Below are 22,033 nucleotides of genomic sequence, written 5' to 3' on the forward strand. Positions count from 1 at the left end.
ACGCGGTTCACGCCGGGACGTTGTCGATCAGCCGCGTCGCGCCGAGATAGGCGGCGGCGAGCACCCGGGCCGGGCCGTCGACCCGGTCCAGCGGCGCGAGGGTCTCGGCGTCGTTCACCGACAGGTACTGGATCGGGCCGAACCCCGCCTGCTCCAGCCGCTCGCGCCCGGCGGCGAGGGCGGGGGCAGCCTCGGCGCCGCCCCGCACCGCGGCGGCGACCTCCCGGAGCACGGCGTGCATCACCGCAGCCTGCCGGCGCTCGGCATCGGACAGGTAGCGGTTGCGCGACGACATCGCGAGGCCGTCGGATTCGCGCACGGTCGGAACGCCCTCGATGGCGACCGGGATGTCGAGGTCGCGCACCATCCGGCGGATGACCTGGAGCTGCTGGAAATCCTTCTCGCCGAACAGGGCGAGGTCCGGCAGGGCCTGGAGCAGCAGCTTCGACACCACCGTCGCGACGCCGTCGAAGTGCCCCGGACGGATCGGCCCGCACAGCACCTCGGTGAGGCCCGCGACGTGGACCGTGGTGGCGAAGCCCGGGGCGTACATCGCGGCCACGTCGGGCAGGTAGGCGGCGTCGGCCCCGGCCTGGGCCAGGAGCGCGAGGTCGCGCTCGGCGTCGCGGGGATAGCGCGAAAAATCCTCGGCGGGGCCGAACTGGGTCGGGTTGACGAAGATGCTCACCACCACCCGGCGGCAGGCGGCGAGGCCGCGCTCGACCAGGGCGAGATGCCCGGCATGGAGTGCCCCCATGGTCGGCACGAGGGCGACCGTGTCGCCGGCGGCGCGCCACTCCCGCACCTGCGCCCGCAGGGCGGGCACGTCGGGCAGGCGGGTCACGGAGGGGGCGGGCATGGCGGGCTCCCGTTTGGTCGAGGGCCGGGCCCGGCGCGCGGGCGCAGTCGGGCCGGCGGGGCTGAAGGGGTTCAGGCGGCCGTGGCGCGGAAGCGGGCGTAGCCGGCGGCCCGCAGGGCGCAGGCCGGGCAGGCGCCGCAGCCATGGCCCCAGGGATGGGGCGCGCCGCGCTCGCCGAGGTAGCAGGTGTGGCTGTCCTCGACGATGAGGTCGACCAGCGCCTCGCCGCCGAGGGAACGGGCGAGCCGCCACGTCTCGGCCTTGTCGATCCACATCAGCGGCGTGTGCAGAACGAAGCGCCGCTCCATGCCGAGGTTGAGCGCGACCTGGAGCGCCTTGATGGTGTCGTCGCGGCAGTCCGGATAGCCGGAGAAGTCGGTCTCGCACATCCCGCCGACGATGTGGCGAAGGCCGCGCCGGTAGGCGAGGGAGGCCGCGAAGGTCAGGAAGACGAGGTTGCGCCCGGGCACGAAGGTGTTGGGCAGGCCGCCCGACTCGAACGAGATCTCGGTGTCGCGGGTCAGCGCGGTGTCGGAGACCTGCCCGAGCGCGTCGAGCGACAGGGTGTGGTCGTCGCCGAGCCGCTCGGCCCAGGCGGGGTTCAGCCCGGCGAGGCCCGTCCGCAGCCGGTCGCGGCAGTCGAGTTCGACGCGGTGGCGCTGGCCGTAATCGAAGCCGAGCGTCTCGACGCGGGCGAAGCGGTCGAGCGCCCAGGCGAGGCAGGTGGTCGAATCCTGTCCGCCCGAGAACAGCACCAGCGCCCCGTCGTTGCCGTGCATCACCGCGTCCATTCCGATTCGATCCCCGGCCCCCGGATCCCCGCTCGCCGCCCGCGACGGTGGGAGTGCCGGCTTGCCCCAGAGAGAACCGGCAGGCAAGCGCCCGGGCCCTGGGTTTGTTGCTTGGCCTCAAGCGCCGGCAGTCACATCCGTGACTTTGGCTTTCGCTCCGCTCTGCGTCCGAGAGGACATTCGTCCTCCCGGACCCGCTGCGCGGGGCGCTCTTCGCGCCCGCCGGACCGACAATCGGGTTTCACCCGATTGCCCTGCCCTGGTCAGTCGCCGAGATATTCCGCCCACGACATCGGCGTCTCGAACACCTTCACCGACGACAGGGCCGGCAGCGCCGGGCGGATCGCGTTCCAGATCCAGATCGCGATGTGCTCGGCGGTGGGGTTCTCGAGGCCCGGCACTTCGTTGAGGCAGTAATGGTCGAGCCGCGCCAGCACCGGCGCGAAGGCGCTCTCGACATCGAAGAAGTCCACCACCCAGCCGGTCGCCGGATCGACCGGGCCGTCGAGCTGCAACTCGACCCGGTAGGAATGCCCGTGCATGCGGTGGCAGCGATGGGTCGCGGGCACGTTCGGCAGCCGGTGGGCGGCCTCGAAGGTGAAGGCTTGGGTGATCTTCATAGCAAACGATTTCTGAGCGCAGGCCCGCGACCTACCACCGATCGCCGGGCGGGCGAAGCGGCGGTCATGGTATGCCGATGAGCTTGTGGGTCTGGAGGCTGAGCCGCCAGCGGGCGTCGCGCAGGCAATAGGCCACGGCGGCATCGGTGTTCGCGCGGCGGTCGGGCCCGTCCATCGGCTGGAGCCAGAAATGGCGGAAGGCGAGGCCGGCGAAGTCGGCCGGATCGAGGCCGGCCTGGGGAAAGACCAGCTTCAGCTCGTCGCCGGCATCGAGCGCCAGCGGCGCCCCGGCCTTCGGGCTCACGCAGATCCAGTCGAGGCCCTCGGGCGCCGCCTGGGTGCCGTTGGTCTCGACCGCGCAGGTGAAGCCCCGCGCCCGCACCGCGGCCAGCGCCGGCGCGTCGAGCTGGAGCAGCGGCTCGCCGCCGGTGAACACGACGTAGCGGCCCTCGCGCCCGCCGGTCCAGGCGGCTTCGACCGCCGCGGCCAGCGCCTCGGCATCGGCGAAGCGTCCGCCGCCCTCGCCGTCGAGGCCGACGAAGTCGGTGTCGCAGAAGCGGCAGACGGCTTCCGCCCGGTCGGCCTCGCGCCCGCTCCACAGGTTGCAGCCGGCGAACCGGCAGAACACGGCCGAGCGCCCGGCATGGGCGCCCTCGCCCTGGAGGGTGTGGAAGATTTCCTTGACGGCGTAACTCATGACGGTGCGACGGATCGGAACGGGGCGTCATCCGCGTGCCAGAACCGGCAGGCGTCCCGCAACCCCCTCCGGCGCCGGGCCGCACTGCGTGCCGGTGCGGCCTGTGGAGCGGGTGTGGATGCGCGGCGCCCCACTGCCGCCACGGATCGTGCGTTACAAGGGAGGATGCGCGGCGCGCTGTCCAAAGCGTGACCGTTGCCCTACAATCACGGTCGCCGCGCCCGACGGCCCGCGGATGCGGCGGGACGGGGCCGGCCCGACGGGAACACTGATCGATGCTGACACACGCCCCGCTCGCGCGGCTGTTCGGAGGACTCCTCGGGCTCGGCGGTCTCCTCGCGGCCGGCGCGGCCGCCGCCGTGACCCAGCCGATGCTCGTGGTCGACGTCGATTCCGGCAAGGTCCTGTACGGGCAGGCCGCCACCGACCCGTGGTTCCCCGCCTCGATCACGAAGCTGATGACGGCCTACGTCGCCCTCGACCTCGTGCGCCAGGGCCGGGCGTCGATGGACCAGCTCCTCACCATCTCGCCCGAGGCGGCGGCCGAGCCGCCCTCGAAGATGGGCTTCAGGCCCGGCACCCAGATCACCCTCGACAACGCCCTCAAGATCATCATGGTCAAGTCGGCCAACGACGTCGCCTGGGCGATCGGCGAGAATCTCGGCGGCTCGGTCGACGGCTTCGCCGGCCTGATGAACGAGACCGCGCAGCGCCTCGGCATGCGCGACAGCCGCTGGACCAACCCCAACGGCCTGCCCGACCCGCGGCAATGGACCTCGGCCCGCGACATGGCGATCCTCGGCCGGGCGATACTGCGCGACTTTCCCGGCAACCGCGACCTGTTCTCGATCTCGGCGATCCAGTTCGGCCGCTCCGTGATGCCCAACCACAACGGGCTGCTCGGCCGCTACGCCGGCGTCGACGGGATGAAGACCGGCTTCATCTGCTCGGGCGGCTTCAACGTGGTGGCGAGCGCAACCCGCAACGGCCGGCGCATCATCACGGTGGTGATGGGCCAGCCGAGCGCCCGCGAGCGCGACCTGAAGGCCGCCGACCTGTTCGATTACGGCTTCGGCCAGAGCGCCGGCTGGGGCGGCCAGACGCTGGCCGACCTGCCGGCCTCGCCGGTGGCGGCGCCGCCGGATCTGCGGCCCTACATCTGCGACAAGCGCCGGCCGATGCCGACCGATTCCGACTCGGCGGCCGCGACGGCGAGCGCCGAGGCCGCCCAGGGCAACGCCGACAACACCAGCGCGCAACTCATGGCCGCGAGCGCGCCGCCGTCGGCGGCGCTCGCCTTCGCCACGATGAACAGCGCCGCCCTGCGCAACCGTGCCCTGCCGCCGCGGGCGCCGCTGCAGCCGGTGCTGGTGTGGATCGGCCGCGACCCGGCGGAGAGCGCGATCGCCGCCAACGACGACGGTGCCGAGGCGAAGCCGGTGGCGGCAAAGCCCGTGCGCGCCGCGAGGACGAAGGTCGCGACCAGGCCGGCCGCGCCGGCGAAGCCCGCACCGAGCCGCAGCATCGCGGCGACCGGCGCCACCGTGCCGCAGCCGAAGCTCCTCGCCCGCCAGACCGGCAAGCCGCCGGCCGCCGCGACCGCCTACACGGCGTCCCACACGCCGGTGATCGCCGGTGCCGGGACCAAGACCAAGGCGCAGACCAAGCCGACCGAGACCAAGGCGAGCGACGCCAAGGCCACGCCGAAGCCGAAGGTCGCCGCCGCCAAGCCGGCGGCGAAGAAGACGAAGGACGATTGAGGGCGGCTGAGAGCATCGTGTCGCCATCGTGGCGACTCCGCTCGCGGTTTCTGATTCTCAGACATCGGGCGCGCCGTCTCGATCCTCCCCCCTCTGCGGGGGAGGGTGCCCCGCTGCGAGTGCGAAGCAATCGTGCGCGGGGCGGGAGAGGGGAGCCACGTTTCCGGAGAGGTTGCGACCAGTCTGACGGGCGCTTCATCCGGCCCCGTCGCGCTCCCCTCTCCCGGCTCGCTGCGCTCGCCACCCTCCCCCGCAGAGGGGGGAGGGTCAGGCGGTCGCGCCGTTGATCGCCGCGACCGGCGCAGGATCCGCACCATGACCTCCCAAACTCGCCCCGACCCGATTCCGCTCACCGTCCTTACCGGCTTCCTCGGCGCCGGCAAGACGACGCTGCTCAACCGGCTGCTGCGCGATCCGGCCCTCGCCGACACGGTGGTGATCGTCAACGAGTTCGGCGAGATCGGGCTCGACCACCTGCTGATCGAGACGGTGGACGAGGGGATGATCCTGCTCGGCGCCGGCTGCCTGTGCTGCACCGTGCGCGGCGACCTGATCGCCACCCTGGAGGACCTGCTGCGCCGGCGCGACAACGGCCGCATCCCGCCGTTCCGCCGGGTGGTGATCGAGACCACCGGCCTCGCCGACCCGGCGCCGATCCTGCACGCGCTGATCTACCACCCCTATCTGGTGATGCGCTACGCGCTCCAGAGCGTCGTCACGGTGGTGGATGCGGTCAATGGCGCCAGCACCCTCGACGCGCATCCCGAGGCCCTGCGGCAGGCGGCAGTCGCCGACCGCCTCGTGCTCACCAAGGCCGACCTGCCGGGCGCCGAGCCTGAAGCCCTGACCGCCCGCCTGTCGGCGCTGAACCCGGCCGCCGCCGTGCTGCCCGCCGACGCGCCGGCCGAGGCGGTGCTCGGCGGACTGTTCGGGTTCGACGGCAAGGCGGCCGACCTGCGCGACTGGCTCGGGGCCGAAGCGGTGGCACGGGCCGAGGCCCACGACCACGGCCATCATCACGGCCATTTCCACCACGGGCACCACCATCACGACGTCAACCGGCACGACGCGGCGATCCGGGCGTTCAGCCTGACCAGCGAGGCGCCGGTGCCGCGGGGCGCCTTCGAGATGTTCCTCGACCTGCTGCGCTCGGCCCACGGCCCGAAGCTCCTGCGCCTCAAGGGGCTGGTCGCCCTGGCGGACGATCCCGGCCGGCCGCTGGTGGTCCACGGGGTGCAACACGTCGTCCACGCCCCGGTCACCCTCGACGCGTGGCCGAGCGACGACCACCGGTCCCGGCTGGTGCTGATCGTGCGCGACCTCGACGCGGCGTTCGTGCGCCGGCTGTGGAACGCCTTCCTGGGCCTGCCCGGCATCGACCAGCCCGACGCGGCGGCGCTGGCCGGCAACCCGCTGGCGATCCCCGGCGGCTGACCGGCCGGCACGGGTCTTGTCCCGCCCGACCGACGCGGCCGGACCCTGTCCCGCCGCGGCACAGGGCCGGAGCAAGACGGGAGCCGCGATTGACCACGACCTTCTCGGTGATCCAGGGCGGGGCGGGCGCCGCCGCGCGCGGGGGCTGGCGGGCGGAACTGCGCCGGCCGCGAGACCTCGACGACGCGACCGTCGCGGCCTGGCGAGACCTGGTTCCCCGCTCCGTCGAGCCGAGCGCCTTCGCGGAACCGGATTTCGTGCTTACGATGGCGCAGCACCTCGGCGACGGGGCCGAGATCGCGATGCTGCTGGTGTGGCGCCCCGGCCGCGACGGCCCGGTCCTCGCCGGCGTGCTGCCGCTCCACCTCGCCGGCGCGTTGGGGCGGGTCGCCCGGCTGTGGCCGGTGCCGCTCGCCGATGGGGCGGCCCCGGTGCTCGACGCGGCCCACGCCGCCGCGGCCCTGCGCACGGCGCTCGATCATCTCGACGCCTCGCCGCTGCGCGTCGCCGGCCTCGCCGTTCCCGATCTCGAAACCGGCGGCGCCCTCGCGGCGGCTTTGGGCGAGGCGGCGGCGCAGGGCGGGCGACGCCTGTCGCTGCGACGACAGCACGCCGCAACGGTCGCCGCCGAGCCGAATCTTGCCCTGCCGCGCGGCCGGACCTCGCTCGAACGGGTCCGCGACCCGCATCGCATCCGCGACGCGGTCGAGCATTTCCTGGTCCTGGAGGCCCGCCGGCCGGCGGATTGCCTGCTCGACGCGCCGGACGCGATGACGGCGTTCCGGGTCGTCACCCGGCTGTTCGCGGCCCGGCGGCAATGCTGCGTCGATCTCGTGCGGCGCGACGGCGTGGTCGTGGCCGCCGCGGTGCATCTCGGCAGCGAGGGGCACGATCGGGTCTGGCGGCAGGCCGGCCTCGCCCTGGCGACGGCGGCCCCGGCGCGGCGGGAGACCGTCGAGGCGACGGTCGCGGTCGGGCGCGGATGGCGCCCGGCGGGCCCGGAGGCAGCGCGGCGCGAGCGTGCCTGACCCTACTCGTCCTCGCCGAAGCGGTTGGCGACCAGGGCGTCGATCGCGTCGAGGCAGGTGTCCTGGTCGGGGCCGAGCGCCGTGACCAGGATGCTGGTGCCCTTGGCGGCGCCGAGGGTGAGCAGGCCCATGATCGAGCGGCCGCCGACGGTCTCGCCGCTGCGGGTGACGGTGACTTCGGACTGGTAGCGCTCGACCATCTGGACGAACTTGGCGGAAGCGCGGGCGTGCAGGCCGCGGCGGTTGACGATCGGCAGGCGGCGGGCGATCGCGCCCTCGGGGATCTGGACCTCGCCGTCGTCGGTGTCGATGTCGTCCATCGGGAATCTGGCCTGCCCAAGGGACGGGCACGCGCGGTCGCGTCCGGTTCCCAGTCTGCGGAGGGGGAGGGGCCGGGTGCGGAGAACCGCGCCGGCGCGACGGATATAGAGGGCGGCTATTTCCCGGCCAGGACCCGGGAGGCGACGTTGATGTACTTGCGGCCTGCTTCCTGGGCGTGCAGCACGGCCTCGCCCAGGGTCTCCTCGTCACGGACGCTGGCGAGCTTGATCAGCATCGGCAGGTTGATGCCCGCCACGACCTCGACCGAGCCGCCGTTCATACACGAGAGCGCGAGGTTCGACGGGGTGCCGCCGAACATGTCGGTCAGCACCACGACCCCGTCACCGCTGTTGACCCGGCAGACCGCCGACATGATGTCCTTGCGCCGGACCTCCATGTCGTCCTCGGGGCCGATCGTGATCGTCTCCAGCTGATCCTGCGGGCCCACGACGTGCTCGAGCGCGGCCTTGAACTCCGTCGCGAGCAAACCGTGGGTGACGAGCACCATTCCTATCATCGACACGAGTTCCGACGCCCCTGAAACGAGCCGAGCCGCCATTTTGTGCACTGCGGGGGCCAGCGCAAGGGCAATGCGCTGATATCCGCATCATCCCACCGTCATCATGGCACGGAGGCGACGCCAGCGCCACACAACTGTTTCGGTCCGGGCCGGGTCGCGGGGCAGAATCATCCTCGGGAGAAGGACGCCGTGGAGACGAACGCTCTCCTCCTCCGGTCCGGCGAGACGCGCGGCGGTCTCGGCGAGGTCGACCACCAGCCCGACGATCGCCGAAGGCAGCGCCGCCTCAACGGGTTGCGGGCCGTGGCCGCGGATCTCCACCAGCCCGGCGAGGGCCGGATGCGGGCGGGCGACGACTCGGCCGTGCCGCAGGGTCAGGATCACCCGGTCGTCGCCGACCAGTGCCGCGAGAACGCGCAACATAGCGCCGCGGGCGAGAAGGTCGCGGGCCAGGGTCGTTTTGCCGCTGCCGGACGGACCCCGAATCAGGATCCCGACCTCGCCCAGCACGAGGCAGGTCGCGTGGACCGTCACCGGAACCGAGACCGGCACGGCGCCGGTCCTCAGCTCTTCAGGGCGGGGAAGCGCACGAGGAAGCGGGCGCCGAGCACCGTCGGCTCGTCGTCCTCGTCCGGCGCCCCGGCGCGGTTCTCGGCCCGGATCGTGCCGCGATGGGCCTGGACGATCTGGCGCGAGATCGACAGGCCGAGGCCGGAATTCTGGCCGAAGCCCTGCTCGGGCCGGTCGGTGTAGAAGCGCTCGAAGATCCGCTCGAGGGCGTGGGGCGGGATGCCGGGGCCGTCGTCCTCTACCGCGAGTTCGATCGCGGTGCGGCGCCGGCGCAGGGCCACCCGCACGCTGGCGCCCTTGGGCGAGAACGAGCGGGCGTTGTCGAGCAGGTTGTTGACCACCTGGCCGAGGCGGCTGTCGTGACCGAGGATCGCGAACGGATCCTCCAGCCCCGCCGCCGGCACCTCCACGGTCAGGTCGATGCGCGCGTCCCGCGGCCGGCGGCGTTCGTTGGCGACCGAGACGACGGTGGTGATGAGCTTCCTCAGGTCGACCCGGTCGGCCTCGGCCCGGGCCAGTTCGGCGTCGAGGCGGGAGGCGTCGGCGATGTCGCTGATGAGCCGGTCGAGGCGCTTCACGTCGTGCTGGATGATCTCCAGCAGGCGCCCGCGCGACTCCTCGGAGCGGGCGAGCGGCAGCGTCTCGACGGCGCTGCGCAGGGAGGTGAGAGGGTTCTTCAGCTCGTGCGAGACGTCGGCCGCGAAGCTCTCGATCGCGTCGAGACGGCGGTAGAGCGCCTGGGTCATGTCGCGCAGCGCCCCCGACAGGTGGCCGATCTCGTCGGTGCGCCGGGTGAAGTCGGGGATCTCCTGGCGCGACTTGATGCCGAGCCGCACCCGCTCGGCCGCCTCGGCGAGGCGCCCGACCGGGCCGACGATCTGCCCGGCGACGAACAGCGACAGCGCCCCCATCACCAGGGCGGCGATGAGGAAGACCTGGACGAGGGAGAACCGCTCGGAGGCGATGATCTTGTCGATGTCGCCTTCCTGGGTCGACAGCACCAGGGCGCCGCGGACCGAGCGGCCTCGCAGGATCGGCACCGCCACCGACACGATCGTCTCGCCGGGCGAGTTGCGCCGCACCAGCGTGCCGCGGGAGCCCTGGAGGGCGCGCTGCACCTCGGGCAGGCTGCGCCCGTCGGTCGGCGCCGGCTCCTCCGGCCGCGGGGCGCTCAAGCCCGGGACGTGGGCGCGCACCGCGTTCCACGCCTGCTCGATGAAGCTCGGCTTCTCCTTGCGCACCGGGGTCGCGTCGCCGCGGGCGAGATCGCCGCGGGCGTAGAGGCTGCGCGAATCGATCAGCAGGCCGCCGTCGCGGTCGTAGACCCGGGCGCGGGTGCCGGTCGGCGTGATGAGCCGGCGCAGGAGCGGGGTGACGCGCTCGGGATTGAGGGAGAATTCGAGGCTCGGCGCCGGCTCCTCGCCTCCCTCGCCGGCCTGGAGCTGCAGCAGGCGGTCGGGGTCGATGGTGATCGCGTCGGTGTCGACGGTGGCCGAGGCGGCGATCGCCCCCGCGATGATGTCGCCCTGGGTCAGCAGGCTCTGCACCCGGGCCTCGATCAGCCCCTGGCGGAACTGGTTGAGGTACAGGAACCCGACCAGCAGCGCGATCAGCCCGGCGAGGTTGAGGACGACGATGCGCCGGGTCAGGCTCGACGAGGCGCTCTGGGCGATCCAGCGGCCGATGCGCCGCAGGCCGAACGGCTCGCGCGGGGCGGCGTCGGCTTCGGAATCGCCCTCGCCGCCGGCTCCGGGCGCGGCCGCGGCGAGGAGGCGCCGGACGGCGCCGCGGGGTGGGACGGTCACGGGTCGCTCAGGCTTCCTTGAAGCGGTAGCCGACGCCGTAGAGCGTCTCGATCATGTCGAAGCTCTGGTCGGTGACCTTGAACTTCTTGCGCAGCCGCTTGATGTGGCTGTCGATGGTGCGGTCGTCGACGTAGACCTGATCGTCGTAGGCGGCGTCCATCAGGGCGTTGCGGCTCTTCACGACGCCGGGGCGCTGGGCGAGCGCCTGGAGGATCAGGAACTCGGTCACCGTGAGCGTGACCGGCTCGCCCTTCCAGGTGCAGGTGTGGCGTTCCGGGTCCATCATGAGCTGGCCGCGCTCCAGCGAGCGCGCCGCGGCGGCGTCGGCCTCGCGGGCGGCGGCGGCCTGGCCCGGCTCCTTGGGGGCGAAGCGGCGCAGTACCGCCTTGACCCGCTCGACCAGGAGGCGCTGCGAGAACGGCTTCCGGATGAAGTCGTCGGCGCCCATCTTGAGGCCGAACAGCTCGTCGATTTCCTCGTCCTTCGAGGTCAGGAAGATCACCGGGAGGTCGGATTTCTGGCGCAGGCGGCGCAGCAGCTCCATCCCGTCCATGCGCGGCATCTTGATGTCGAAGATCGCAAGGTCGGGCGGCGAGTGCTTCAGGCCGTCGAGGGCCGAGGCGCCGTCGGTGTAGGTCTGGATCCGGTAGCCCTCGGTCTCCAGTGCGATCGACACCGAGGTGAGGATGTTGCGGTCATCATCGACGAGGGCGATGGTCGGCATGGTCGTTCCCTGGAGGGCGAGGACGGCGTTCCCGGCAGGATCGCGAGGTCCCCCTGAACGCGGTCCGACGAAGCGGCCGGGCGGACCCGGCCACGGATTGGCGGCGATGCCTTCGCGAAACCGCTGGACAGTCGCCGCCAGGTCACGATTCGGTCACCCTTAAGGCCATCGCACCGAAAAAGCGAGCGGGGTTGCGCGGCGGCCACACCGGCCTTGGATCCCGGGCGCCGGACGGCCGTCGATGCCGCATCAACTTTCGCGCCCGGACATGGAACAGATCGGGCGCAGGGACAGGGGAGGGCACGATCATGGCGAACGGGACGGAACGGCCGGTGGCGCCGTTCGCGGCGGCGGACGCGCCCTTCGACGCGGTCGGCCTCGCCCGCACCCTGCTGCGCGCGACCCGGACCGGGGCGCTCGCCACGCTCGACCGCGGCGACGGCGCGCCCTTCGCCTCCCTCGTCACCGTGGCGACCGATCTCGACGGGGCGCCGCTGCTGCTGCTGTCGCGGCTCTCGGCCCACACCCTCAACCTCGAGGCCGACCCGCGCTGCTCGCTGCTGCTCAGCCCCGGCGGCAAGGGCGACCCGCTCGCCCATCCGCGCCTGACCGTCGCCGGCCGGGCCGGGCGCTCGGACGCGCCGGGCGCGCGCGCCCGCTTCCTCGCCCGCCACCCGAAGGCGGCGCTCTACGCCGACTTCCCGGATTTCGGGTTCTTCCGGCTGGAGCCCGCGGCGGGCCATCTCAACGGCGGATTCGCCCGCGCCGCGACCCTGACCGGGGCCGAACTGCTGGCCGACCTCGCCGGCCTCGACGGGCTCGCCGAGCGCGAGGCCGGCGCGGTCGCGCACATGAACGAGGACCATCGCGACGCGATCGCGCTCTACGCCACCGCGCTCGCCGGCGAGGCTCCAGGCCCGTGGCGGATGACCGGGCTCGACCCCCACGGCATCGACCTGATCGCCGGCGACCGTACCGCCCGGGTGACCTTCCCGGAGCCGCTGCGCAGCGCCGGCGACCTGCGGACGGCCCTCGTCGCCCTGGCCGGACAGGCCCGCGAGGCGGCCGAACGGGGGTCTGACACAAACGATGCCCTGTCACCGCCTGCGTAAACGAAGCCGATTGAACCGCGAAGGTCGCCCCTCTACTAAAGTGGGATCGGGGCTCACGCTGGCGTGAGGCCGGTGGTGGGGCGGAGCGCGGTGCCAACGCGACCGTCCGCCGGTGCAACGGATCGATCGGCCGCCGCGCCGGCATGGGGGTTCGGGCGATGGTCCGGCCCGCCGCCGCGTGCGTGCCAGGAGGGTGACTCGTGGACGATATCGGCGTTTTCAACGGGGCGTTCGGCGCCGACACTTTCGGCTTCCGCAACCTCAAGCGCGTCAACTGGAACCTCGAGGCGCCGAGCCTCTACGAGCACGCGCTCCAGCGCGGCGAGGCCCAGCTCGCCGCCGGCGGCGCCCTGGTGGCCGAGACCGGCATCCATACCGGCCGCTCGCCCAAGGACAAGTTCGTCGTCCGTAGCCCTGAGACCGAGAACGAGGTCTGGTGGGACAACAACGGCGCGATCTCCCAGGAGCAGTTCGACACCCTGTACGAGGACTTCCTCGCCCATGCCGAGGGCAAGGAACTGTTCGCCCAGGACCTCTACGGCGGCGCCGACTCGGCGCACCGCGTCCGCGCCCGGGTCTACACCGAGTACGCCTGGCACTCGCTGTTCATCCGCAACCTGCTGATCCGGCCCGACCGCGACGCGCTCGCCTCCTACGTGCCGGAACTGACCATCGTCGACCTGCCGAGCTTCAAGGCCGACCCGGCCCGCCACGGCGTGCGCTCCGAGACCGTCATCGCCTGCGACTTCACCCGCAAGATCGTGCTGATCGGCGGCACGTCCTATGCCGGCGAGATGAAGAAGTCGGTCTTCACATACCTCAATTATGTGCTCCCCCGAGCCGGCGTGATGCCGATGCACTGCTCGGCCAATGTCGGCGCCGAGGGTGACTCGGCCCTGTTCTTCGGCCTGTCGGGCACCGGCAAGACCACGCTGTCGAACGACCCGGCCCGGGTGCTGCTCGGCGACGACGAGCACGGCTGGAGCCCCGAGGGCATCTTCAACTTCGAGGGCGGCTGCTACGCCAAGACTATCCGCCTCTCGCGCGAGGCCGAGCCCGAGATCTTCGCCACGACCGAGCGCTTCGGCACCGTGATGGAGAACGTCGCCATCGACCCGGTGACCCGCAAGCCGGACTTCGACGACGCCTCGCGCACCGAGAACACCCGCTGCGCCTACCCGCTGCCCTACATCCCGAATTCGAGCCCGACCGGTCGCGCCGGGCACCCGAAGAACATCGTGATGCTGACCTGCGACGCCTTCGGGGTGCTGCCCCCGATCGCCAAGCTGACCGGCGCCGAGGCGATGTACCACTTCCTGTCGGGCTACACCGCCAAGGTGGCCGGCACCGAGAAGGGCCTGACCGGGCCGGAGGCGACGTTCTCGACCTGCTTCGGCGCGCCGTTCATGCCGCGGCACCCCTCGACTTACGGCAACCTGCTGCGCGACCTGATCTCGCGCCACCACGTCGATTGCTGGCTCGTCAACACCGGCTGGACCGGCGGCGGCGTCGGCACCGGCCGCCGCATGCCGATCCGGGTCACCCGCCGGCTGCTGACCGCGGCGCTCGACGGCTCTCTCGCCAAGGCCGATTTCCGCCGCGACCCGTATTTCGGTTTCTCGGTGCCGACCTCGGTGCCGGGCGTCGAGCCGCACATCCTGTACCCGGTCAAGACCTGGCAGGACAAGGCGGCCTTCGCCGAGACCGCCAAGCGGCTGGTCGGGATGTTCCAGACCAACTTCAAGCGCTTCGAGGCCCATGTCGACGCGGATGTCCGCGCCGCCGAGCCCACCGCCTCGATCGCGGCGTGAGCCGCCGCCCGGCGGCGCCGTCAAGGCGCCGCCGGCCTGTTCAGGAGGGCCGGCACGGGTTAGGACCGGCCGCATGATCTGTCTCGTCATCGGTGCCGGAATCGTCGGCCTCGCGGTTGGCCGGGCGCTCGCCCTGCGCGGCCACGAGGTGATCGTCGCGGAGGCCGCGGACGGCATCGGCACCGGCGTCTCGTCGCGCAATTCCGAAGTCATCCACGGCGGGATGTACTATCCCGCCGGCTCCCTGCGGGCGCGCCACTGCGTCGAGGGCCGGCGGCAGCTCTACGCCTACTGCGCCAGCCACGGCGTGCCGCACGCCCGCATCGGCAAGCTCATCGTGGCGACGACCGAACTGGAGCGCGAGGCGATCGAGGCGATCCACCGCCGCGGCGTCGCCAACGGGGTCGAGGGCCTGGAGCTGCTCGACGGCGGGCAGGCGCGGGCGCTGGAGCCGAACCTCGCCTGCGCCGCCGCCCTGCTGTCGCCCGAGACCGGCATCGTCGACAGCCACGCGCTGATGCTGGCGCTCCAGGGCGACATCGAGGATCGCGGCGGGGCGCTCGCCTTCGGCACGCCGGTCGAGGCCCTGCGCCGCGACGGCACCGGCTGGATCGCCCGCTTCGGCGGCGCGGCGGCGGACGAGGTCGCGGTCGACGCGGTGGTCAACGCGGCGAGCTTCGGCGCCCAGGCGCTCGCCCGGGCGACCGAGGGCTACCCGGAGGCGCGGGTGCCGCGCCTCGTGCTCGCCAAGGGCAATTATTTCGGCTGCACCGGCCGCCCGGCCTTCCGGCACCTGATCTACCCGGCGCCGGTGGAGGGCGGGCTCGGCATCCACCTCACCCTCGACCTTGCCGGGCGGATGCGCTTCGGCCCCGACGTCGAGTGGACCGAGATCGCCGATTACGAGGTCGACCCGGCCCGCGGCGCCCTGTTCACCGCCGCCATCCGCCGCTACTGGCCCGGCCTGCCGGAGGACGCGCTGTTCCCCGACTACGCCGGCATCCGGCCCAAGCTGTCCGGTCCCGGCGAGCCCGCCGCGGACTTCATGATCGACGGTCCGGCCGAGCACGGCCTGTCCGGCCTCGTCCACCTGTTCGGCATCGAGAGCCCGGGGCTGACGTCGAGCCTGTCGCTCGCCGGGGACGTGGCCGACCGGCTGGGTGCGTGAGAGCAGGGCCATCGCTTCAGCGATGGCCCTGCGGTCGCCCGCAGGGCGACGCTCCATGGCGGGCGCGAGGAGCGCCCCGCGGAGCGAGTTCGAGGGGACGAATGTCCCCTCGAACGCGTAAGCGGAGCGAGAGCCAAGTGAGCGGACGCGAACGCCGGCGCTTGAGGCCAAGCAACAAGCCAGGGCCATCGCTCTGAAGCGATGGGCTTGGCGTGAGAGCGCACCGGCTTGGCGCCGCACCGGCCCGCTGCTATCTCGGCGGGAAGTTCCCGAGACCCCGTGCGCCGTGCCCGACGTCGCGCCAGCGCGCCGGAGATTGCTGTTCCATGACCGCGTCCGCCATCGACAACATCCGCAACTTCTCGATCGTCGCGCATATCGACCACGGCAAGTCCACGCTCGCCGACCGGCTGATCCAGACCACCGGCACGGTCGCCCTGCGCGACATGAGCGAGCAGATGCTCGACTCGATGGACATCGAGCGCGAGCGCGGCATCACCATCAAGGCGCAGACCGTGCGCCTGGAATACAAGGCGGAGGACGGCAAGACCTACGTCCTCAACCTCATGGACACGCCCGGCCACGTCGACTTCGCCTACGAGGTGTCGCGCTCGCTGGCCGCCTGCGAAGGCTCGCTGCTCGTCGTCGATGCCAGCCAGGGCGTCGAGGCGCAGACCCTCGCCAACGTCTATCAGGCGCTCGACGCCAACCACGAGATCGTGCCGGTCCTCAACAAGATCGACCTGCCGGCGGCCGAGCCCGACCGGGTCAAGGACCAGATCGAGGAGGTGATCGGCATCGACGCCAAGGACGCGGTGCCGATCTCGGCCAAGACCGGCCTCAACATCGAGGCGGTGCTGGAGGCGATCGTCACCCGGCTGCCGCCGCCGAAGGGCGACCGCGCCGCGCCGCTCAAGGCGCTGCTGGTCGATTCCTGGTACGACGTCTATCTCGGCGTCGTCGTGCTGGTGCGCATCGTCGACGGCGTGCTCAAGAAGGGCATGACGATCCGCATGATGGGGGCGGACGCCGCCTACGGGGTCGACCGCATCGGCGTGTTCCGCCCCAAGATGCAGGACGTGACCGAACTCGGCCCCGGCGAGGTCGGCTTTCTCACCGGCTCGATCAAGGAGGTCGCCGACACCCGCGTCGGCGACACCATCACGGAGGACAAGCGCCAGACCTCCGGTCCGCTGCCGGGCTTCAAGCCGGTGCAGCCGGTGGTGTTCTGCGGCCTGTTCCCAGTCGACGCCGCCGAGTTCGAGAACCTGCGCGCCGCCATGGGCAAGCTGCGGCTTAACGACGCCTCGTTCTCCTACGAGATGGAGACCTCGGCGGCGCTCGGCTTCGGTTTCCGCTGCGGCTTCCTCGGCCTCCTCCACCTCGAGATCATCCAGGAGCGGCTGGAGCGCGAGTTCAACCTCGACCTGATCTCGACCGCGCCGAGCGTGGTCTACCACCTCAACATGTCGGACGGCTCGACCAAGGAGCTGCACAACCCCGCCGACATGCCCGACGTGATGAAGATCGCGTCGATCGAGGAGCCGTGGATCCGCGCCACGATCCTGACGCCCGACGAATATCTCGGCGGCGTGCTCAAGCTGTGCCAGGACCGCCGCGGCACCCAGGTCGACCTCAACTACGTCGGCAAGCGCGCCATGGTGGTGTACGACCTGCCGCTGAACGAGGTGGTGTTCGACTTCTACGACCGGCTGAAGTCGATCTCGAAGGGCTACGCCTCGTTCGACTACCACATCTCGGATTACCGCGAGGGCGACCTCGTGAAGATGTCGATCCTCGTCAACGCCGAGCCGGTCGACGCGCTGTCGATGCTGGTCCACCGCACCCGTGCCGACCATCGCGGCCGGGCGATGTGCGAGAAGCTGAAGGACCTGATCCCCCGCCACATGTTCCAGATCCCGGTCCAGGCGGCGATCGGCGGCAAGATCATCGCCCGCGAGACCATCCGGGCCCTGTCGAAGGACGTCACCGCCAAGTGCTACGGCGGCGACATCTCCCGCAAGCGCAAGCTCCTCGACAAGCAGAAGGAGGGCAAGAAGCGCATGCGCCAGTTCGGCAAGGTCGAGATCCCGCAGGAGGCGTTCATCGCCGCCCTGAAGATGGACAGCTAAATAGAAACTCGCTGCAAACGACTACTTTTGCAGTCAAAATTTTGAGCGCGGGATCCCCTCTCCCGAGTGGGAGAGGGGTAGGGGTGAGGGTGGAGACGGTGCCGGATCAGGCCACAACGGTCGAGGTGTGCAACTCGACGGTTCAGAATCATTGCGGAACCGGAGCCACCCTCACCCCTGTCCCCTCTCCCACTCGGGAGAGGGGGACCCGCGTTAGGACGAAGACCGCCTTCCACGGCTGCAACGGGAGCAGAAAACCGCCGCCCCGTTTCGTTCGCAAGGGACGGCGAAGCCGGTGTGCAACTGATACGGTTCTTGAACGATTCGTTCAGAAATCCGTATCACGAGCCCGCGCGGCGCATGAGCGAAGCCGGTTTCTGCATCGCGAAGCGATCCACCAGAGGCCGTGAGAGAGCGGCCGGGTCAGCCGGTCGCCGCCGACTTGACGAGGCGATCGACCAGCCCGTCGATCGCGACCTCCGCCGACACGATCTCCGGCATCGCGATCGGGCAGGTCTTGGGCTGGGCGAACTCGATCTGTCCCTCCTCGGGCCGCAGTTCGGGCGCGGTGGCGTCGCCGAGCGCGAGCCACCACAGCCCGTCGAGCTTCAGGCGGTCGAGCGCCTCGGCGTCGACCTGCCCGAGTTGCCCGCGAAACCCCGCGGCCTCCTCGCGCCACTGACGGCCGTGGCCCTCCTCCGAGGTCAGGGCGGCCTTCAGCAGGCTCGCCAGGAAGGCCCGGACCAGATCGGCCGGCTTCGCCGCATCCTCGGACGCCATCGGATTCTCTCTCCTTGCTTCGGATCGTGCCCCGCAAGCCGGATGCCAGAATCGTCGCGCGCCGATGCCGCAGGGGAGGGGGACGACGAGACCGGAGCGGCGTTAGGCCGGCGCTTGCCATAGATCGAGAACCCTGCGGATCCTCACAGGCCCGATCTGCGTTTCGTGCAGGGACCGTCTGCGTCATTCACGGGTCTGGCGCATCGTCGGCGTCGCTGGAGATCATCCATGTCGTGCCGCCATCACTCCGCTTCCGCCGCCCCGCTGCGGATCGATGCCGTTCCGTCGCACGACCGCAAGTGGCGCCGCTGGCCGAGCGGTCTGCCGCGGGCGGTCAACGACAACCACCGCCCGCTGACCGTCGGCACGGCGGGCGCGGTCTTGCGCAGCGTGACCCGCTCGGTGCTGGGCTTGAGCCTGCTCGCCCTCGGGCTGGTCCGCTGAGAGGCGGACTCAGCGCGCGTCGGCCAGGATCAGGTCGGCGGCCTTCTCGGCGATCATGAACACCGCCGCCTGAGTATTGCCCGAGACGATGTCCGGCATCACCGAGGCGTCGGCGACGCGCAGGCCGCGCAGGCCGCGCACCCGCAGGGACGGGTCGGTGACGGCGCCCGGATCGGTGCCCATCCGGGTGGTGCCGCAAATGTGGTAGATCGTCTGGCCGTCGCGGCGGGCGAAGTCGAGCCAGTCGGCATCGGTCCGGCAATCGGGACCCGGCGCCAGTTCGTGCGACCGGAAGCGGTCCATCGGCGCGCCCTCGACGATGCGCCGGGCGATCTTCATGCCCTCGACCATCGCCCGCCGGTCCTCCTCGGTGGCGAGGAAGTTCGGCCGGATCACCGGCTGGGCGAACGGGTCGGGCGAGGCGGCGTGGATGCTGCCGCGGGATTCCGGCCGCAACTGCGTCACGCCGACCGTCATCCCGGGTTCGCGGTCGAGCCGGCGCTCGGCGGCGTTGGCGTAGCTGGCGTGCATGAAGAAGTACTGCACGTCCGGCCCGGCGAGCCCCGGGCGGGTGCGCACGAAGCCGTGCGCGAGGCCGGTGCCGAGGGTCAGGATGCCTCGGCGCGTCGCCGCGTACTGCGCCACCGCGAGGGCGAGACGGTGGCCGCGGGTCGCCTCGTTGAGGGTCACCGGCAGCTTCACCCGCCAGTTCATCCGGGTGCAGTAATGGTCGATGTAATTGGCGCCGACCCCCGGCGAGGCGTGCAGGACCGGGACGCCGATCCGCGCCAGCACGTCAGGATCGCCGATGCCGGAGAGTTCGAGCAGTTGCGGCGTCTGGGCGGCGCCGGCGGCCAGGATCACCTCGGCGCGGGCGGAAAAGACCCGTTCCTCCCCGCCGATCCGCACCGCGACGCCGGTGGCGCGGCCGTCCTCGACGATCAGGCGCAGGACGTGGGCGTCGGTGCGCACCGACAGGTTCGTCCGGCGCCGGGCCGGGGCGAGGTAGGCGTCGGCGGCGCTGACCCGGCGCCCGCCGCGCTGGTTGACCTGATACCAGCCGAAGCCGTCCTGGCTCGCGGCGTTGTAGTCGGGGTTCTCTGGGAAGCCGGCCGCGACGCCGGCGGCGATGAACGCCTCGGCGATCGCCGGCCGCTCGGCCACGGTGACCAGGGGCAGCGGCCCGCCTCGGGCGCGCAGGGGATCGGGCGGTCCGGCGAAGTCTTCGAGCTTGCGGAAGTACGGCAGGACGTCGTCGAAGCCCCAGCCGGTGCATCCGCGCTGCGCCCAGGCATCGTAGTCCTGCGGCTGGCCGCGGACGTAGATCATGCCGTTGATGAGCGTCGAGCCGCCCAGCCCCTTGCCGCGCGGCACCGCGATCACCCGCCCGCCGGTCGCCTCCTCGGGCTCGGTCTGGAAGCGCCAGTTGTAGGCCGGGTTGGTGAGCAGCTTGCTGAACCCGGCGGGAATCGTCACCCAGGGGTGGCGGGCCTGCCGGCCGGCCTCCAGCAGCAGCACGGAGCGGGTGCCCGAGGCGGTGAGGCGGTTGGCCAGCACGCAGCCCGCGGTGCCGCCGCCGACGATGATGAAGTCGAAGGTCTCGGGGGAGGGGGTCGGCATCGCCTCAGAGGGCTCCCATGTGGCGGGCCATCAGGACGATCTGGCTCTCCAGCATCGGCCGGCCGCGCTGGATGCGGCAGCCGGCGGCCTCGGCGGCGACGAGGAGCGGCGTCATGTCGGGGTCCATGATCGCCTCGGCGACGAAGGGGCGCGCGGCCAGCAGCGCCGGATCGAACGGCAGCGGATCCTCCGGCCTCATGCCGAGCGAGGTGCCGTTGACCAGAATGTCGTGGCCGGCCGCCGGATCGGTGCCGAGGGACAGGCCGGGATGGGCGGCGCGCAGGCGGTCGAGCAGCGCCTGCGTACGCGCGGCGGTGCGGTTGACGATTGTGAGGTGCGACACCCCGGCGCCCGCGAGCGCGAAAGCGATCGCGCTCGCCGCGCCGCCGGCCCCGGCGAGGGCGACGCGCCTGCCGCGCGGCTCCTCGCCCGATGCCCGCAGCGCCTCGACGAGGCCGATCCCGTCGAGGATGGTGCCGACCATCCGGCCGTCGGGGTCGCGGCGCACGCAGTTCACCGCCCCGACCCCGTGGGCGTCGGGCGTCGCCTCGTCGCACAGACCGAGCATCGGGATCTTGTGCGGCACGGTGGCGATGAAGCCGCCGAAATTCTCGATCCGCCGCAGACCCTCGACCGCCGCCGCGAGCCCGTCCGGGGCGACGTGGAACGGCACCAGCACGCCGTCGACCCCGGCCTCGGCGAACAGGGCGTTCATCACCTGGGGCGTCTTCACGTGATAGATCGGGTCGGCGAGGATGCCGTACAGGCGAGTGGTGCCGGTGATCGCGCGCATGCGGGCCGTTTCTCGTAGGATTTGGCGCGAGTCCCCCTCTCCCGGGTGGGAGAGGGGACAGGGGTGAAGGTGGCTCGGCGACAGAAGAGATCGCTGACGGTTGAGCTGCGCAGCTCGACGCTCAGTGCATTATCCTGAGCCCAAGCCACCCTCACCCCTACCCCTCTCCCACCCGGGAGAGGGGATCCCGCGCTACCATCTTCGACCGAGCCTCTCGGCTCCCGAAAGCGTGCAAGTCACGTCATGTACAAACCGCCGGCCACGTCCACCGTCTGGCCGGTGACGAAGCTCGCCTCGGCGGAGGTGAGGTAGAGGGCGAGGTCGGCGACCTCCTCGGGGGCGCCGAGGCGGCCCATCGGGGTGAGGCGGGCCTGCTCCGCGTTGACCGCCTCGCCGACCGCCCGCACCATCGGGGTCTCGATCCGCCCCGGCGCGATGGCGTTGACCCGGATGCCGGACGGCCCGAGTTCCGCCGCGAGGTGCTTGGTGAACCCGATCAGGGCCGCCTTCGACGCCGCGTAGTGGCAGCCGACGATCGGCGAGTAGGTCTTGCCGGCGACCGAGGACAGGTTGATGATCCAGCCGCTTCCGGCCTCGCGCATCGCCGGGGCGAGCGCCCGCACGGTGTTGAAGGCGCCCGAAAGGTTGACGGCGACGACGCGGTTCCACTCGGCCGGATCCATCTCCCAGACCTTGTGGGCGGCGCCGTCGTGCTTGGGCGAGATGCCGGCATTGTTGACCACCGTGTCGAACGGGCCGCCGGCGACCAGAGCCGCCTCGGCGAGGCGGGTCTCGACCTCGGCGTAGTCGGCGACGTCGAGGAGGAGGGCCAGCGCCCGGCCCCCGGCCGCCTCGATCGCCGCCACCACCGCCTCGACGTCGTCGCGGTTGACGTCGGCGACGCCGACGACGGCGCCGCGGGCCCCGAACCCCTCGGCGATGGCCCGGCCGATGCCGCGGCCGGCGCCGGTCACCAGCACGCGCCGCCCGGCGTGGCTCGGCCGGCGGGCGATGGTCTCGGGATTCGTCTCTCGTGTCGCCATG

General features: G+C 71.8%; 21 protein-coding genes. 8 read left to right on the plus strand and 13 right to left on the minus strand.

Features of this window, described 5'->3' with window-relative positions; genetic code table 11:
* Positions 1–7: 7 nt before the first annotated feature.
* The 4 genes from panC to queE all read right to left on the minus strand — a co-directional run bounded on the left by panC (position 8) and on the right by queE (position 2,967).
* Positions 8–859: a pantoate--beta-alanine ligase gene (panC, locus tag EOE48_RS17140; protein ID WP_127731316.1), complete on the minus strand. Its 852-nt coding sequence runs from the start codon at positions 857–859 to the stop codon at positions 8–10.
* Between the two features lie 71 nt (positions 860–930).
* A complete protein-coding gene (gene queC, locus EOE48_RS17145; RefSeq protein ID WP_127731386.1) occupies positions 931–1,638 on the minus strand; it encodes a 7-cyano-7-deazaguanine synthase QueC in 708 nt (235 codons plus the stop codon).
* Between the two features lie 275 nt (positions 1,639–1,913).
* Positions 1,914–2,270 carry a 6-carboxytetrahydropterin synthase QueD gene (queD, locus tag EOE48_RS17150; RefSeq protein ID WP_127731318.1) on the minus strand — a complete coding sequence of 119 codons (357 nt, stop codon included), beginning with the start codon at positions 2,268–2,270 and terminating at the stop codon, positions 1,914–1,916.
* 64 nt (positions 2,271–2,334) lie between these two features.
* Positions 2,335–2,967, minus strand: a complete 633-nt coding sequence (gene queE, locus EOE48_RS17155; protein ID WP_127731320.1) for a 7-carboxy-7-deazaguanine synthase — start codon at positions 2,965–2,967, stop codon at positions 2,335–2,337.
* Positions 2,968–3,242: 275 nt separating this feature from the next.
* On the opposite strand from queE, the gene EOE48_RS17160 reads away from it, so the two are divergent.
* The 3 genes from EOE48_RS17160 (at position 3,243) to EOE48_RS17170 (ending at position 7,189) form a co-directional block, all read left to right on the plus strand.
* Positions 3,243–4,727, plus strand: a complete 1,485-nt coding sequence (locus EOE48_RS17160; RefSeq protein ID WP_127731322.1) for a D-alanyl-D-alanine carboxypeptidase family protein — start codon at positions 3,243–3,245, stop codon at positions 4,725–4,727.
* A 315-nt stretch (positions 4,728–5,042) separates the two neighbouring features.
* On the plus strand, positions 5,043–6,161 hold the full coding sequence (locus tag EOE48_RS17165) for a CobW family GTP-binding protein (RefSeq protein WP_127731324.1): 1,119 nt from the start codon (positions 5,043–5,045) through the stop codon (positions 6,159–6,161).
* An 89-nt stretch (positions 6,162–6,250) separates the two neighbouring features.
* Positions 6,251–7,189, plus strand: coding sequence for a GNAT family N-acetyltransferase (locus EOE48_RS17170; protein WP_127731326.1), 939 nt, complete (start codon positions 6,251–6,253; stop codon positions 7,187–7,189).
* Between the two features lie 2 nt (positions 7,190–7,191).
* Here EOE48_RS17170 and EOE48_RS17175 read toward each other — a convergent pair whose 3' ends face one another.
* From EOE48_RS17175 to EOE48_RS17195, 5 genes are all read right to left on the minus strand, one after another.
* Positions 7,192–7,509 (minus strand): HPr family phosphocarrier protein, encoded by a 318-nt coding sequence (locus EOE48_RS17175; RefSeq protein ID WP_127731328.1) that lies wholly within the window; start codon positions 7,507–7,509, stop codon positions 7,192–7,194.
* A gap of 116 nt (positions 7,510–7,625) precedes the next feature.
* Complete coding sequence (locus tag EOE48_RS17180; RefSeq protein ID WP_127731330.1) at positions 7,626–8,027, minus strand: PTS sugar transporter subunit IIA; 402 nt, start codon at positions 8,025–8,027, stop codon at positions 7,626–7,628.
* Positions 8,028–8,117: 90 nt separating this feature from the next.
* Positions 8,118–8,564, minus strand: coding sequence for an HPr kinase/phosphorylase (locus tag EOE48_RS17185; RefSeq protein WP_127731332.1), 447 nt, complete (start codon positions 8,562–8,564; stop codon positions 8,118–8,120).
* Between the two features lie 29 nt (positions 8,565–8,593).
* Positions 8,594–10,294 (minus strand): sensor histidine kinase, encoded by a 1,701-nt coding sequence (locus EOE48_RS17190; RefSeq protein ID WP_246154554.1) that lies wholly within the window; start codon positions 10,292–10,294, stop codon positions 8,594–8,596.
* 118 nt (positions 10,295–10,412) lie between these two features.
* Positions 10,413–11,129 carry a response regulator transcription factor gene (locus EOE48_RS17195; protein WP_127731336.1) on the minus strand — a complete coding sequence of 239 codons (717 nt, stop codon included), beginning with the start codon at positions 11,127–11,129 and terminating at the stop codon, positions 10,413–10,415.
* Between the two features lie 308 nt (positions 11,130–11,437).
* On the opposite strand from EOE48_RS17195, the gene EOE48_RS17200 reads away from it, so the two are divergent.
* The 4 genes from EOE48_RS17200 (at position 11,438) to lepA (ending at position 17,352) form a co-directional block, all read left to right on the plus strand.
* Positions 11,438–12,241 (plus strand): HugZ family pyridoxamine 5'-phosphate oxidase, encoded by an 804-nt coding sequence (locus EOE48_RS17200; protein WP_127731338.1) that lies wholly within the window; start codon positions 11,438–11,440, stop codon positions 12,239–12,241.
* Between the two features lie 200 nt (positions 12,242–12,441).
* Positions 12,442–14,052 carry a phosphoenolpyruvate carboxykinase gene (locus EOE48_RS17205; RefSeq protein ID WP_127731340.1) on the plus strand — a complete coding sequence of 537 codons (1,611 nt, stop codon included), beginning with the start codon at positions 12,442–12,444 and terminating at the stop codon, positions 14,050–14,052.
* A 73-nt stretch (positions 14,053–14,125) separates the two neighbouring features.
* A complete protein-coding gene (locus tag EOE48_RS17210) occupies positions 14,126–15,220 on the plus strand; it encodes an NAD(P)/FAD-dependent oxidoreductase (RefSeq protein ID WP_127731342.1) in 1,095 nt (364 codons plus the stop codon).
* Between the two features lie 326 nt (positions 15,221–15,546).
* Positions 15,547–17,352 (plus strand): translation elongation factor 4, encoded by a 1,806-nt coding sequence (gene lepA, locus EOE48_RS17215; protein ID WP_127731344.1) that lies wholly within the window; start codon positions 15,547–15,549, stop codon positions 17,350–17,352.
* 423 nt (positions 17,353–17,775) lie between these two features.
* Here the strand turns inward: lepA and EOE48_RS17220 are convergent, their stop codons facing one another.
* Positions 17,776–18,132, minus strand: a complete 357-nt coding sequence (locus EOE48_RS17220) for a hypothetical protein (protein ID WP_127731346.1) — start codon at positions 18,130–18,132, stop codon at positions 17,776–17,778.
* Between the two features lie 228 nt (positions 18,133–18,360).
* On the opposite strand from EOE48_RS17220, the gene EOE48_RS17225 reads away from it, so the two are divergent.
* Positions 18,361–18,576, plus strand: a complete 216-nt coding sequence (locus EOE48_RS17225; protein ID WP_127731348.1) for a hypothetical protein — start codon at positions 18,361–18,363, stop codon at positions 18,574–18,576.
* 9 nt (positions 18,577–18,585) lie between these two features.
* Here EOE48_RS17225 and EOE48_RS17230 read toward each other — a convergent pair whose 3' ends face one another.
* From EOE48_RS17230 to fabG, 3 genes are all read right to left on the minus strand, one after another.
* Complete coding sequence (locus EOE48_RS17230; RefSeq protein ID WP_127731350.1) at positions 18,586–20,196, minus strand: GMC family oxidoreductase; 1,611 nt, start codon at positions 20,194–20,196, stop codon at positions 18,586–18,588.
* A 4-nt stretch (positions 20,197–20,200) separates the two neighbouring features.
* Entirely contained in the window at positions 20,201–20,989 is a 789-nt protein-coding gene (locus EOE48_RS17235) for a shikimate dehydrogenase family protein (protein ID WP_127731352.1), read from the minus strand.
* Positions 20,990–21,225: 236 nt separating this feature from the next.
* A complete protein-coding gene (gene fabG / locus EOE48_RS17240) occupies positions 21,226–22,032 on the minus strand; it encodes a 3-oxoacyl-ACP reductase FabG (RefSeq protein ID WP_127731354.1) in 807 nt (268 codons plus the stop codon).
* Position 22,033 lies beyond the last annotated feature (1 nt).

It is taken from the genome of Methylobacterium oryzihabitans (assembly GCF_004004555.2).
Lineage (GTDB): Bacteria > Pseudomonadota > Alphaproteobacteria > Rhizobiales > Beijerinckiaceae > Methylobacterium > Methylobacterium oryzihabitans.